This window comes from Flavobacterium sp. ov086 (assembly GCF_900187965.1).
GTDB lineage: Bacteria > Bacteroidota > Bacteroidia > Flavobacteriales > Flavobacteriaceae > Flavobacterium.
This window is the reverse complement of record NZ_FZNL01000013.1, coordinates 35,384-50,925: the sequence shown is the minus strand read 5'-3', so window position 1 is coordinate 50,925 and position 15,542 is coordinate 35,384. Positions and strand designations below refer to the sequence as shown.

Genomic DNA, 15,542 nt, shown 5'->3' with positions numbered 1-15,542 from the left:
TTCTCGTTCGAAATAACAAGATTGGGTTTTGATTGCGAATGATGGATTGAAATGCATCCCTACAATATATCTTGTTCCTGCAGAACTCCTCGAACGAAGATTTCATTAATACAAAAACTAAATTTGGTTGCTTTTAAATTCAAAAAAAGCAACCAAATTAACTAACCAAATAACCACAAAATAGCTCCAGTATGAAACTTAAACCTTTCTTATCAATTCTACTCTTTGGAAGCCTGTTTGCCAACGCACAAAATAAACCCACTATAAAAGAATACAAAAAAGTATTCACGACCTATCCGTTTTCAGACCCTGACCCTATTCCTAAACCGGATACAAAAGTCTATCCGTATTTTCGTTTTGATGGTTTTACAGATAAACCTGTGCAGAAAGAATGGAAAGTTATCGAACTTGAAAACGATTATATCAAATTAATGATTCTGCCTGAAATTGGCGGAAAAGTTTGGTCGGCTATAGAAAAATCAACCGGAAAAGATTTTGTTTACAACAATCACGTCATCAAATTTAGAGATATTGCGATGCGCGGTCCGTGGACAAGCGGCGGTGTTGAAGGGAATTACGGAATTATTGGGCATACGCCAAATTGTGCTACCCCAGTAGATTATACAACTATTACAAGACCTGACGGAAGTGTAAGTTGCGTTATTGGAGTTTTGGATTTATTGACGCGCACATCTTGGAAATTGGACATCAATTTGCCAAAAGACAAAGCTTATTTTACCACAAATTCATTTTGGTTTAACGCAACCGAAACAGAGCAGCCTTATTATACGTGGATGAATACCGGTATAAAAGCTTCAGAAAACTTACAATTTATATATCCCGGACAAAGTTATATTGGTCATAATGGCGAACACAATCCGTGGCCAATTGATAAAAAAACCGGCAAAGATTTATCATTCTATAAAAACAATAATTTTGGTGGTTATAAATCGTATCACGTTTTTGGTAAATACGATGATTTCTTTGGCGGATATTACCATGACGAAGATTTCGGGATGGGACGATACGGTAATCACGATGACAAACCCGGCAAGAAAATATGGATCTGGGGATTGTCTCAACAAGGTATGATTTGGGAAAAATTATTGACCGACACTGACGGACAATATGTAGAAGTTCAAAGCGGAAGATTATTCAATCAGGCGAGCGAAGGCAGTAATTTAACGCCTTTTAAACAACGCTCTTTTGCGCCTTATCAAACTGATTCGTGGACAGAATACTGGTTTCCGGTAAAACAAACTAAAGGTTTTGTAAAAGCTAATAATTATGGAGCTGTAAATGTCAAAAACGAAAACGGCTGGTTGAAAATCTACTTTTCGCCGCTTCAAAAACTAAACGAAAAATTAGAAGTTTTTGATAACGATAAGAAAATCTATTCTAAAGATATTTCGGTAAACACCTTACAAGTTTTCAAAGATTCAATTCAGATTTCGGTTAACGAAAACAAATTAAGATTGACACTTGGCGGAAATAAATTGGTTTGGAATTCGGCTCTGGAAGATGGTAATTTGGCTCGACCATTAGAAGTTCCAAAAGATTTCGATAATAATTCGGTTTATGGATTATATCTGCAAGGAAAAAATTATATCAGTTTTAAAGATTATGTAAAAGCAGAAGAAAATCTGAATGCCTGTCTTAAAAAAGATCCAAACTACGCTCCTGCTCTATCTGCTTTGGCCTCTTTACAAATTAGAAAATTGCAATACAAAGAAGCTGTAATTTCAGCAAGTAAAGCGCTGTCAATAGACACTTACGATCCTGCTGCCAATTATTATTACGGACTTGCAAATCTGCATTTAGGAAATATAACGGATGCTAAAGACGGTTTTGATATTGCTGCGGCTAGTGTTGAATTCCGCAGTCCCGCCTACACCGCTTTGAGCAAAATTTACTTTAGTGAAAACGATCAGGCAAAAGCGATTGAATATGCCGAGAAAAGTTTGCTAAACAATCAATACAATCTCGAAGGTTTACAGGTGTTGGCAGTACTTTATCGTCTGCAAAACAATGCTAATAAAGCAACCGAAACCTTAAGTAAAATTAATACCGTTGACCCTTTAAATCATTTTGCCGGTTTTGAACAATTCCTTTGGGAAAATTCAGAAGCGACAAAACTGCATTTCACATCACTTATACAAAACGAAATGCCAGAACAAACCTATCTAGAACTAGGAATTTGGTATCAGCATCTGGGCCGCAAGGATGAAGCACTTAAAGTCTTTTCGCTAGCGGCTCCAAGTGCCGAAATTATATACTGGAAAGCATTTTTAGAAAACAAAGCTGTTGATTTATCTAAAATTCAACCGGGAACTAGCTTTCCATTCCGTGGAGAAACGGCAATTATTCTCGAAAAATTAATCCCGACAAATGATCAATGGCAATTGAAATATCATTTAGGGTTAATTGAATGGAATCGTGATAATCTTTCGAAAGCAAAAGAATTATTCACGCAATGTGGCGCAAAACCAAACGATCCGGCTTTTTATGCGGCTAAAGCTTCTTTGTTCAAAGACGATTCGCAATTGGTAATTGCAAGCCTTCAACAAGCAATTAAACTGGACAATCAAAGTTGGAGATATCCTAAATTACTGGCAGAGCATTATATCGTTTTAAAACAAAACGACAAAGCGCTGGCAATTGCTGAACCTTTTTATAAAAAACATCCCGAAAATTATTTAATGGGAATGTTGTATGCCAAAACATTATTGCTAAATAAAAAATACACTGCCGCAGATGCTTTTTTAACAAAGTTGGAAATTCTTCCGTTTGAAGGCGCAACAATTGGACGTCAATTGTATCATGAAGCTAAATTAATGCAGGCTGTAGCCGAAATGAAAAACAAGCAATACAAAAAAGCATTGCAATTTATTGCCGACGCAAAATTATGGCCACAAAATCTGGGCGTAGGAAAACCGTATGATGTTGATATTGACGAAAGATTAGAAAATTGGTTGGATTATCAATGTTACACAAACCTTGATGATACTGAAAAAGCAAAACAATCATTACAAAAAATTACTGCTTTTAATCCGAAAATTGACAATACGGTTATGAATTTCTTACCGGCAAATCAATTGATTTCGGCTTGGGCGATCGAGAAAACTTCTTCGGCAAAAGAGGCGGAAAAATGGTTAAAAAGTCAGGCAGATTTATATCCGACAAACAAGATTGTTCAATGGTCATTAGAAGTTTACACCAAAAAACAATCGGATATTTTAACTGCAGATGAAAAAGATGGTGAGGTTAGAATTATAGAAAAATTATAAGAAACAACTGAGTATATAATCAATTACGAACCAAATTAACTACCGTTAATAAAAACCTACACAAATGAAACACCTGGTTTTACTTTGCACTCTATTTTTCCTTTCTAATAGTTATGCTCAAAGTGCTATAGACTCAGTTTCCTTAAAAGAAGATTTAGCTTTTTTTAAAGATAATTTAGCTACGAAATTAAAAAATAACATAAAACATGAACAATTAGATAAGATTAAGAATAAAAAAATTCATGATGCAGCCATACAAATGCTTAAGGGTGAATATGATTTCAATTATAGATTAGCTACTTACAACGCTTATTTATCGCCAACAACTTTAGGAAAAAAGTTATCTATTGGTGATGGTTACAGTAAATATGAAAACATTACAGGCATTTATTTACCCGTAGGTAAACACGTAGTTCTGGTAGAGAATATTGCAAAAAATAAAACTGTCGATTTAGTTATACCTAATTGGAACAGACAGCCGCCTGCAGGAATTGCGCCCGATCAGGATCCTAATTGGGGAATTGAAAAAAAAGCATATCCTTTAAAAAATGGCATAAACATTATAGAGGTTAAAGACTACGATGGTTTGGCCTACATTAATTATTATTCTGAAGAACCTAAAAAGGAAAACGCAATTAAAATTCATTTTATCGATGCCAAAATAAATGGATTTTTTGATTCGGGAAAACAAAAAAATGAAGATTGGAATAAACTTCTGGACAACACTATTTATCCTATGATAGATGCCAGAGGAAAGTATATTCAAACCATTCATCCTAAAGCTGATTTAAAAAAATATGCTTACAACAAAGGAGTAGAATTACTAAATTGTTATGACACTTTGATCCATCGTCAACATCGACTTATGGGCTTAATTAAATACAATCTTGTGCCAAACAATAGAATATTGGCTCGTGTAAACTACAATTACTATATGTTTAGAGACGAAGACGGGATAGCTTATATGGGTGGCAAATCAGGTTATGCATTAGGAATGGTACTTGATCCGGCAAAAGTAATCGCTGGTGATCCGGCATGGGGATTTAGCCACGAAACCGGTCATGTACATCAGCTGCAGCCCTATTTTAATTGGGGAGGACTTTGTGAAGTAAGCAATAATGTTTTCACCATGTATGTTATCAAATCATTGGGAATTAAATCTCGTCTTATAGAAGGTAACTACTATGATTCTGCAAGAAAAAAAGTTATCGAAAAAAAAGAAAGTTATTTAAAAGTGGGTGGAAGTTTTGAACCGCTTGTCCCTTTTTGGCAACTGCAATTATACTTCGAAAAAGCAGGCAAAAATCCTGATTTCTACCCTGACCTTTTCGAAGCGTTTAGAAAACAAGCTAACAATGCTAATAAACTAAAAGTAAAAGCCGATGAAAATCCAGCTGTTTACCAACTTAATTTTATAAAAACAGCATGTGAAGTCAGTAAAGTTGATTTAACCGACTTTTTTGATTCGTATGGATTCTTTTATGTGGGTAATTTCGATGGAGATTGTTATGGAGCCTATCACTACAATATGACCGAAAAAATGGCAATGGATTGTAAAAAAGAAATAAAATCGAAAAATTATCCTAAACCAGTTTTAGATATAACTACCTTAACTGATTAATTTTTAAATTTAAAGTTTTAAAATATACTAAACCCGATAACCATAAATACAAAAAATGAATAAACAATTGCTAAAATATACCCTTTTAAGTCTTGTTGCCATAATGGGACAAAATATTGAAGCGCAAAATGCGGATCAAAATAAGGAAGACATCACTACTTACAGAGTTACACCATTAAAAGTTCACGACGTAGTACATACAAAACTTGAAGTATCATTTGATTATGGAAAACGTTATTTGTACGGAAAAGAATGGCTGACTTTAAAACCGCATTTTTATGAAACTGATGCTCTTACGCTTGACGCCAAAGGAATGGATTTTAAAGAAATTGCCATAATTCAGGGAACTAAAAAGGTGCCTTTAAAATACACGTATGACAACGAACAGGTTTTTATTACGCTGGACAGAAAGTATAAAGGTTCTGAGAAGTATATCATTTACATCGATTATACTGCAAAACCTGATGAATTAAGAGCAAAAGGAAGTGTTGCTATTACAGATGCAAAAGGATTGTATTTTATAAATCCTGACGGAAAAGACGACAAGCCAATCCAGATTTGGACTCAAGGTGAGACAGAAGCTTCTTCTGCATGGTTCCCTACGATTGACAAACCAAATCAGAAAACAACTTCTGAAATTGCAATGACAGTTGATGCAAAATACGTTTCCCTATCAAATGGAAAATTAGTTTCGCAAAAAGCTAACAAAAATGGAACTCGTACCGATACCTGGAAAATGGATGTACCACATTCGCCATATTTGTTTATGATGGCGGTTGGAGATTTTAAAATCTTTAAAGATACTTATAACGGAAAAGAAGTTAATTACTATCTGGAGCCAAAATACGCACCGTATGCCAAACAAATCTTTGGAAAAACTCCGGATATGATGAAGTTTTACGGCAAAATATTGGGTGTAGAATATCCTTGGGTAAAGTACTCTCAAGTTGTAGCCAGAGATTACGTTTCTGGTGCAATGGAAAATACATCGGCAACTTTGCATGGTGAATATGTGCAAAAAACGGCCAGAGAATTATTAGATGATAATCAGGAAAGTACTATTGCCCACGAACTTTTTCACCAATGGTTTGGAGATTATGTAACGGCTGAATCATGGTCTAACTTAACAATGAACGAATCTTTTGCCACTTTTGGTGAGGTACTTTGGCACGGTCACGATGCCGGACAAGATGCTGAAGACAGATCTCGTTATGAAAAATTACAAAACTGTTTACGTTCTTCAAAAGATGGTGTAAGCCCGCCATTAGCACGTTTTTATTACAGAGACAAAGAAGATATGTTTGACAATATCAGTTACTCAAAAGGTTCTATCATATTGTATGCAGCAAAAAATCAAATGGGTGACGAAGCGTTTTTCAAATCGTTAAACCGTTACTTAACTACAAATGCATACAAATCAGGTGAATCTCACCAATTGCGTTTGGCAATGGAAGAAGTTACCGGAAAAGACTGGAGCCCGTATTTTAACCAATGGTATTATCAGGGAGGAAATCCTATTTTGAATGTCGAATACGGATATGCAAACGGAAAAGCTACAATTGCTGTAAAACAAACTCAGGCAAGCTCAATTCAGACTTTTAGCTTACCATTAAAAGTTGATTTTTATGTAAACGGAACCAAAATCAGAAAAGACATTTTGATCGATCAAAGAGAACAAAATTTCAGTTTTGATATACCGGCACAACCTACTTTTATTGATCTCGATCCTGATAAAATTTTAGTTGGTCAGGTGATTGACAATAAAAAAGTATCAGATTATTTGTTCCAATATAAAAATGTTCCGTCTTATTATAACAGAATCGAAGCTATAAAATTTGCAACAAAAGAGAAAAATCATGATGCACAATTGATACTTTTGGCAGGTCTTGAAGATCAACAAGATGATTTAAGAATTCTGAGTATCAAAGGAATTGATTTAAATGATAATCAAATCAAAGATACTGCAATTAAGACTTTGCTTAATATTGCCAAAAATGATAAAAAGACAGCTGCCAGAGCCACAGCAATTGTAAAATTAGCCGGAACTGGTGATGCTTCTTATAAAGGATTAATGGAAGAAAGTATTAAAAACCAATCTTATAATGTAATTGCTGCGGGAATTTCAGGATTGTCAAAATACTCTGCGGGTGAAGCAGACAAAGCATTATCTTCATTAGATGAGGACACGAAAAAACACGTAACGCCTTTAATTAAAAAATTTAGTAAATAATATAATTTTAAAAAAGCAAGATTTTATAATTAGTAACTATTAAATATTTTGTCTTTTTAAAGACCTCTCTAATTTACTTTATTAGAGAGGTTTTTTTTTAAAATTATTGTAAAAAAAAACTATCATATTTAAGATACATATTTTTATGTTTTTTGTTCCATCGGAACATCTCATCGGTAGTCAAATAAATACGGCATTTTTTACGTTCCGTAGGAACGTTTGATTTTATAATAATAACGGCAAAAATACATACAGATTAGACATACAATTTGTCAAACGTCCTTACAGGACGGTATTTCTCCCTAACTTTTTTTTTCTACCAATGAGATGTTCCGATGGAACAAATTGTGGTTTACAATATCTTATCAGGTTGTTTTTGGATAACTATTTTTGATTTTAAAAGCCTGAAACCATGAAAAATTGATGTCTTATATTTTAAATGAAAAATCATAAATATTAAATCTTTGCCCGAGCCTGAAAGTGCGAACAGGCGAAGTAATCTTCAAACTAAAATATCTTAACATAATTACATTCCCTGTCGGGTTTCCTATTTAGTATGGTTTTGTCATTATCTAAAAATAACGAATTTTACTTAAAATTATGTGCGATCTTAAAAAATGTGCTCGAGAACATGAATTTAGTGTGTTCGAGCACATTTTTTATGTTTTTTCTTGGTTAATCAAAATATATTCGATAGTTTCGTTAAACAATAAAAATTCAGCATGAATTTATTCCTGCCTTTTTATCATTTTAAGTTGCTCATTAATAGATTAAAACACAAAAAAAATCAAGTCTTTAAAATAAAAACAACCAGACTCAAACCCATAATTTTTTAGGTTTTTGTTTTTGAAGCCTCTCTAATTTGGTTCATTAGAGAGGTCATTCAAAAAAAACTAATCAACCATAAAATGAAAAACTTATTTTACTTATTTCTCGCTTCAGTATTAGTGCCATTTTCTGCTGTAGCTAAAGCCGATTCTTCGATTAAAAAGACAACTATCGGAAATCCGAAAAACGAAATTTCGCTGCCACTTGGCGGTAACGCTTACAGCTCTAAACATATTGACGGAAGCAATACAATTACAGAGAATGGCATTGAAAACTGGACAGATTCTAAAGAAGTTTTTACCGCTTATTTTAGAATTGCTAAAGCAGGAACTTTTCAAATTACCGTTGAAGAATCTGTTGAAGTTTTCGGAAAATCAGAATTAGAATTTTCGATTAACGGAACTTCTAAAAAAGTAAAATTCGACACTACAAAAAAAGCAATAACTATTGGAAACTGGAAAATCGACAAAGCAGGTTATGTTGCTATTAAAATAAAAGGAATCAGTAAAACCGGAAATCAGTTTCCGTCTATTAATCGCCTAACGATTTCAAGTGAAGATTATGATGGTAAAATTGCTTATGTCCCAAATGACGAAGGAATTTTTTACCATTGGGGACGCCGCGGACCATCTGTACACTTAAACTATCAGGTTCCTGAAACTACAAATATCGAATGGTATTATAACGAAGTTACCATTCCTGTAAATGAGGATAAAATTGGTTCTTATTTTATGGCAAATGGTTTTGGAGAAGGTTATTTTGGAATTCAGGTAAACTCCGCAACCGAAAGAAGAATTTTATTTTCGGTTTGGAGTCCATTTAATACTGATGATCCCAAAAGTATTCCGGAAACGCATAAAATCAAAATGCTTAAAAAAGGCGAAAATGTTCATACTGGCGAATTCGGAAGCGAAGGTTCGGGCGGACAAAGTTATCTTCGATACAATTGGAAAGCAGGAACAACCTATAAATTCTTGCTTCACGGAATTCCGCAAAATAACAACAGCACCAATTATACCGCTTATTTTTTTGCCCCAGAATTGAACAAATGGCTTTTAATTGCCAGTTTTAACCGTCCGCAAATCAATACGTATTTAAAAAGATTTCATTCGTTTTTAGAAAATTTTGTTCCGGAACAAGGCGATTTATCACGCAAAGTTTTATTTAACAATCAATGGATTTGTGACGATAAAGGAATCTGGACAGAAATTAATGCTGCACGTTTTACAACAGATAATACCGGCGTAAAAGAATACCGAATGGATTTTGCAGGCGGACTCGACAAAGGTTCTTTTTATTTAAAAGACGGAGGATTTTTTAACAATTACACAACACCAAAAACCATTATTACCAGACCATTAAACAATAAAAAACCAGAAATCAATTTTAGCAATTTACCTTGATAAATTGATTTCAAAAAAAACAAATTAACTATGAAAACCAAAATTTCAAAATTTATATTAATCACTTTTGTTTTGTTTGGAGGAGCAATAGCATCGGCACAAATGATAAAAACCAAGACACCTTCACGTCCAAAAGGACAACAAGATGTTTTGCGTTTGGCCACAGATCCCATTCCAACTGTTCGTGTTGCCTTTATCGGACTTGGAATGCGCGGTCCCGGAGCTGTTGAACGTATGACGCATATTCCCGGAGTCGAAATCGTCGCACTTTGTGATATGTTAGAAAAAAACACACAATCGGCAAATGAGATTCTGACCAAAGCGGGACTTCCAAAAGCACAGGAATTTTTTGGAGACGAAAATGCCTGGAGAAAAGTCACAGCATTGCCAAATGTAGATTTAGTCTATATTGCCACAGATTGGAAACATCACGCCTTAATTGGTATTCAGGCTATGAAAGACGGAAAACATGTAGCAATAGAAGTTCCCGGAGCTTTAACAATGAAAGAAATTTGGGATCTTATCGATACCTCCGAAAAAACCAGAAAACACTGTATGCAGCTTGAAAATTGCGTTTACGATTTCTTCGAATTGACGACATTAAACATGGCGCAACAAGGTTTATTTGGCGAAATTCTGCATGCCGAAGGATCTTATATTCACGGACTTCAGCCTTTTTGGGGTGAATACTGGAACAACTGGAGAATGGATTACAACATCAAACATCGCGGTGATGTTTATGCCACACACGGAATGGGACCAGCTTGTCAGGCGTTGAATATTCACCGTGGTGACAAAATGAATTTCCTGGTTTCTATGGATACAAAAGCGGTTGGAAATCCGGCTTATATCAAAGAAAAATCAGGTCAGGAAATAAAAGATTTTAGAAACGGAGATCACACAATGACAATGATTCGTACCGAAAACGGAAAAACAATTCAGATTCAGCACGATGTTACTTCTCCTCGTCCTTATAGCAGAATGTATCAATTGAGCGGAACGAAAGGTTTTGCAAACAAATATCCGTTAGAGGGTTATGCTTTAGACGGCAAAGAATTAGGTGACGATGTAAAACCAAATCACGAAAAATTAAGCGCACATTCTTTTGTTCCTGAAGAAGTTAAAAAGGCTTTAATGGAAAAATACAAACATCCGATTGTAAAAAACATCGAAGAACAAGCCAAAAAAGTAGGTGGTCACGGCGGAATGGATTTCGTAATGGATTATCGTTTGATTCACTGCTTACAAAAAGGGCTTCCACTTGATATGGATGTTTACGATTTAGCCGAGTGGTCTTGTTTGGGACCTTTAACAGAAATATCATTAGATAAAGGTTCTGTTCCTGTAGAAATTCCTGATTTCACTCGTGGCGGATGGAACAAATTAGAAAAATTAGAGTTTTCAGAATAAATATTTATTGGTTAGTTGAAGGAAGCAAGAGGGCAAGTCATGGTGCCCTCTTACTTATTTAATGCCATTTCTGAACGAAAAATAAAAAAGTTCTGAGAATTTAAAATTTCAACCCCCAAATCAAAGACAATAAACTACCTCAAAAACAAAAGCCACCCGATGCGTCGGGTGGCTTTTGTTTGATGTATTATTTACAAAATTACTTCCAGTTAAAAGTAATTCGTTTTTCAATTTCTGAACTTAAACTCAAAAATACCGGACAAGTCATTCCTGCACGTTCCAGGATTGTTCTGCTTTTTTCGTCTTCAACACCTTGCATGTCAAAAACAATTTCTATCGCTCCAATTCTTCTTGGTTCAGCATTCATTATTTTAGTTACTTCAGCAGTAGATCCAATGAAATCTACGTTTAAATCGCGCGCTTTGATCCCCATAATCGTCATCATGCAGCTTGCTAAAGCATTGGCAACTGTATCTGTTGGAGAAAAAGCTTCGCCTTTTCCGTTATTATCTACTGGTGCGTCAGAGATGATTTCACTTCCTGATTGCACATGAATTGAACTTGTTCTTAAATCGCCTAAATAGGTTATTTTTGATGTCATTAATTTGCTACTTTTAAAGTTAAATCGGTGTCGTAGTATAAAATGTAAACACCTTTGTTTGCGTGTCCGCCGTCTTCTTTTTTATAATATTGGAATTTATTGTCAACTTGTTCCGTTGTCATTAAATCTGCCGTTTCCTGATATGTTTTTCCTTGTACCAAACGCATCATTGTATCAAAAGTTACATCAAATCCACGTGTTGCGTAAGTATTAGGATTTACTTTATTCTTCAATCGGTATTGTTTTTCGAAAATTAAAACAGGCTGTTCATCGCTTTCTCTCGTAACCGATGGATACATTAATTTCAATTTTACCAGATTATCAAAACTAATTTCGTCTGTATCAAGTGTGCTGTTTGGTTCTAAAATTACTAATTGCACCTGACACGTTTTTTGTGCATCAAGCAAAGCTTTAATTGTAGTTTTAACCATTGCAGTATTACCGGTTTCCATCACCACATAATTCATTCGGTTTGGCAATAATGAACTTTTTAAGTTCGCTACGTCCAATCCTCCAGTTTCTGTTAAGGCTGCAAAAACAACTCCTTTTTGATTTTGTTTGATATAGTTAGTAACAGATTCTTTTTTCTTGTCTACTACAGCAACAATATTTCCGTTTTTAGAACGCATATAATCAAAAACTGCATTTCTAACTACATCATTCGATGGTATTGTTTGATACAAATTATCAATAGAATTCGCTGAATCTTTTGATAATGGTGAAATCACAGGTACATTGTATGAACGCAATGCATTAGCCGCAGTTTCAGCATTACTTTGATAAAATGGCCCGACAACTGCATCTGCATCCTGCAATTTATTCTGAGCAATTAAACTCGAAATGTTCGAAGAACTTTTAGTTTCCTGAGAGTCATAAATCGCAACATCAATTGGCAATTTTAAAGTTTTAGCCGAATCTATAGCCATCATCGCTCCTGAATAAAAATCAAGCGTCATATTCAAAAACTTATCACTTTTGATTCTATTGCCTGTGCTTGTAGTATCGGTTTGCATTTTTGCCAAATTAAACGGTAATAATAAAACCACTTTTTTACGTTCGGTCTGACCTCTTTTTTTAGTCAATTCTACCACTTCAGGATTAACCGAAACCGTTTCAGATTTTACTTTGTCCACCACTTTTATACCTGCTGTATTTTCTGTCGATCTGTCAATTGCTTGTTCAGTTGCTTTTTCAACAGGTTGTGCCTGAGGAATAATTGGTTGTGGTGCCAAATATCCAGCCGGAACTTTTAAAACCATTCCCTCTTTTACTCCTTCAGAAAGTGCCGGATTAAGTTCCGTCAAATCTTCCTGTGAGATATGAAAAGTTCTTCCTAAACTATAAAAAGTCTCTTTCGGTTTTACCTGATACTCCATATACGAAGTTGCTTTTTTTGTAGTTTCAGCTGCTTTTTTAACTTCAGCCGGTTTAGCAACATTCGTTACCGTTTGTGCCGGAGCTTCTGTTTTAGGAGCATGTCCTTTTATTGTCAATCGGTATCCAACTGGCAAACTCGAAACAATTTCAGGATTACGTTTTTCCAGATCTTCAATAGTAGTATCGTACTTTTTTGCTATCGAAAATTTAGTTTCTTTTGCTACAACATCATGATATACATACTTTTCCTGCGCAACAGATTTTACTGTTTTGCTAGCAGTAGCCGTTGTTTTTGCTGTTGATCCTTTTGCAGGAATAACCAAAGTTTGTCCAATTTGCAAACCATCTTTTACTAAAAAAGGATTTGCTGCTTTTAAAGCTTCATCGGTTATATCATACTTTTTTTCAATTCCAAATAATGTTTCTTTAGGCTGAACCTCATGCGTACCTGGATTCTTACCTGAAGTTTTTTTAACTGCTTTTTCTTCTGTTTTAGCAACAGCTTTAGCACCATTTGTCGGGATCAATAAAACCGTATTTGGTTTTACTCCATTTCTGGCATCAGGATTTAGTGCATAAATATCATAAGGCGTAACCTTAAATTTTACGGCAATCTGGTTTATCGTTTCTCCACTTGAAACCGTGTATTTGACTACTTTCTCTTGGGAAAAAGCATTACAGGTTACAAAAAAAACTAGAGACAATAATGTTGAATAATATTTCATAATAGGGCTTAAAACAATTTAATTTCTAATTCAAAAAAACAAGTTACTAATTTCTCTTCAAAACAAGATTCTTGCCACTTGTTAATTTTGCGCTAATTATTCTCTAAGATCAATTTCTAACTTAGCAATAACGATCTCTTTATATAACTCCTCTTCTTCTTTTTTCTTGCATTGATACAGCACTTCTTCCATATTTTCGAACTTATCCGAATACACATAATACGAAAGACTGTTGATATTAAAGAAGAAACTAGCGTTAAAATCGCCAGAATCAATGAGTTTCATAATGAGCTTATCTCTTAGCGTCGCGTCTGTAAATATACCTAAAACTAAGTAATAGCCGTTTGAAACTTCTTTAAGATTATCAAAAACTTCAACCTTTATCGTCTTATCATTTTTAAGAGGATTTTCCTTTAATTCGCGTTTCATTTCTTCCAGCGAAATTGTTTTTGAAGCTTCCGCCGATGTTGTTTTACTTTGATTTTTAACTGCTTCATCCTGATATTTTTTCAATTTTACCAAAGCCAGTTTATCATCAAATTTTCGGGCTTCCATACTATAAAACGAAGCTTTACTGATATGACGCTTTACTTCAATTTTTTTCTGAGTATCTAAGGAATCAATTTTGGCAATCAAAAGCTGATTTTGTGCATCGCCTTGCTCCTGCTCTATTTTGTAACGTTTAATTTCTTCTAATGAAAGACGTTGTTGTAACGAAGTCGGGGCTGTATTTTTCTCGCTTTCGCGGATTTTTTTCTTGTATACCTGATTTTCTTCAACAGCAATTTGCTCTACTTTATTCATTAATCCGGCATAAGCTTTTCGGTTTTCGGCTAATTCCTTCTTTAATTGAGAAGATAACTCACTGGTTTTTCCGATGCTTTCATACGATTGTTTTTCCAGACGTTTCGATTCGTTCACATTCAAAACATCCATTCTTTTCAAATCGACCAAATCATTGTTCATCGTATTTACTAATGAATCTAATTTTGCCATTAAAACATCCTGAACATTTTTATTGGCTTCCAGAACCAAACGCAATTTCTCTACCGAATTTTCTTTGGAACCATTCATGTCATTCAGATTGACCTTCAGATCATTAATTTTTATAATTTTCTGGTTCATTTCTTTCTGAACAACCAATCTGTCTTTTAAATCATCAATTTCAACCGTTTTTGCTTTTGTTTTCTCGACCACAACTTGTTTTTCGGCAAGAGCCAACATCAATTCTTCGCTTTCGTTTGTTGGTTTAACCTCTTTGGTATTAATGGCTAATTTATTGCCAACAACCAAACCGTTTACAATTTCAGGATTTTGAGATTCTAACTGATCTATCGAAATTCCGTATTTTTTGGCAATCGAAAATTTGGTTTCCTTTGGTTCAACCACATGAAAAACAGTTTCCTGATTAATCACGCGAACACGTCCGTCCAGCGTTTTTCTTTTGTTTGGAATTGCAATCGTCTGACCAATCTGCAATCCGTTGACTAAAATTTCTTTGTTGATAATTTCTAAATCCTGAACTGACACATTATATTGTCTCGCAATACTAAACAAAGATTCTTTAGCAACGACCTGATGCATAACTTTTGAAGAAGTTGTAATTCCAGTTTTAGGAAGATTTGCAGGATTCTGCGGAATAATTAATTCCTGACCAATTTGAAGTCCGTTGGCAAGAATTGGGTTTGCATTTTGAAGCGCTTCAACAGAAACATTATATTGTTTTGATAAGCCAAAAAGGGTTTCTTTTGCACCAACAACATGAGTAATTTGTTGATTTTGTTTTTCTGTCGAATGGACTGGGATTTTAAGAACTTGATTGTCTTGGATTCCGCTTTGTGATTCAGGGTTGAGTTTGTAAATTTCATCAACAGAAACCTTGTACTTTTGGGCAATAAAATAGGCGGTTTCTCCTTTTTGAATTTTGTGTTCAATAATTGAATCTTGTGCAATTATTTTGTTAAAAGACAAAATAAAGACAAGAGAAATCGTTAAAAGTTCTCTCATAAATAGTAGGTTTAAAAATTTAAGGCGTTACAAATGTAACGCCTTAAATTGAA

General features: G+C 34.4%; 8 protein-coding genes. 5 read left to right on the top strand and 3 right to left on the bottom strand.

The genetic code is table 11. From position 1 onward, the window contains the following. The first annotated feature begins 191 nt into the window (after positions 1-191). The 5 genes from CHB81_RS14825 (at position 192) to CHB81_RS14805 (ending at position 10,779) form a co-directional block, all read left to right on the top strand. Complete coding sequence (locus CHB81_RS14825; protein ID WP_089352640.1) at positions 192-3,287, top strand: DUF5107 domain-containing protein; 3,096 nt, start codon at positions 192-194, stop codon at positions 3,285-3,287. 64 nt (positions 3,288-3,351) lie between these two features. Then, on the top strand, positions 3,352-4,908 hold the full coding sequence (locus tag CHB81_RS14820) for a M60 family metallopeptidase (RefSeq protein ID WP_141130406.1): 1,557 nt from the start codon (positions 3,352-3,354) through the stop codon (positions 4,906-4,908). A gap of 55 nt (positions 4,909-4,963) precedes the next feature. Continuing rightward, positions 4,964-7,138 (top strand): M1 family metallopeptidase, encoded by a 2,175-nt coding sequence (locus CHB81_RS14815; RefSeq protein ID WP_089352639.1) that lies wholly within the window; start codon positions 4,964-4,966, stop codon positions 7,136-7,138. 908 nt (positions 7,139-8,046) lie between these two features. Then, entirely contained in the window at positions 8,047-9,369 is a 1,323-nt protein-coding gene (locus tag CHB81_RS14810) for a DUF3472 domain-containing protein (protein ID WP_089352638.1), read from the top strand. A gap of 30 nt (positions 9,370-9,399) precedes the next feature. After that, positions 9,400-10,779 carry a Gfo/Idh/MocA family protein gene (locus tag CHB81_RS14805; protein WP_089352637.1) on the top strand — a complete coding sequence of 460 codons (1,380 nt, stop codon included), beginning with the start codon at positions 9,400-9,402 and terminating at the stop codon, positions 10,777-10,779. 199 nt (positions 10,780-10,978) lie between these two features. Here CHB81_RS14805 and CHB81_RS14800 read toward each other — a convergent pair whose 3' ends face one another. From CHB81_RS14800 to CHB81_RS14790, 3 genes are all read right to left on the bottom strand, one after another. Next, complete coding sequence (locus CHB81_RS14800) at positions 10,979-11,380, bottom strand: OsmC family protein (RefSeq protein WP_089352636.1); 402 nt, start codon at positions 11,378-11,380, stop codon at positions 10,979-10,981. Continuing rightward, entirely contained in the window at positions 11,380-13,482 is a 2,103-nt protein-coding gene (locus CHB81_RS14795) for a LysM peptidoglycan-binding domain-containing protein (protein WP_089352635.1), read from the bottom strand. The genes CHB81_RS14800 and CHB81_RS14795 overlap by 1 nt, the downstream gene beginning before the upstream one ends. 96 nt (positions 13,483-13,578) lie before the next feature. Continuing rightward, complete coding sequence (locus CHB81_RS14790) at positions 13,579-15,489, bottom strand: LysM peptidoglycan-binding domain-containing protein (RefSeq protein ID WP_089352634.1); 1,911 nt, start codon at positions 15,487-15,489, stop codon at positions 13,579-13,581. Between the last annotated feature and the right edge of the window lie 53 nt (positions 15,490-15,542).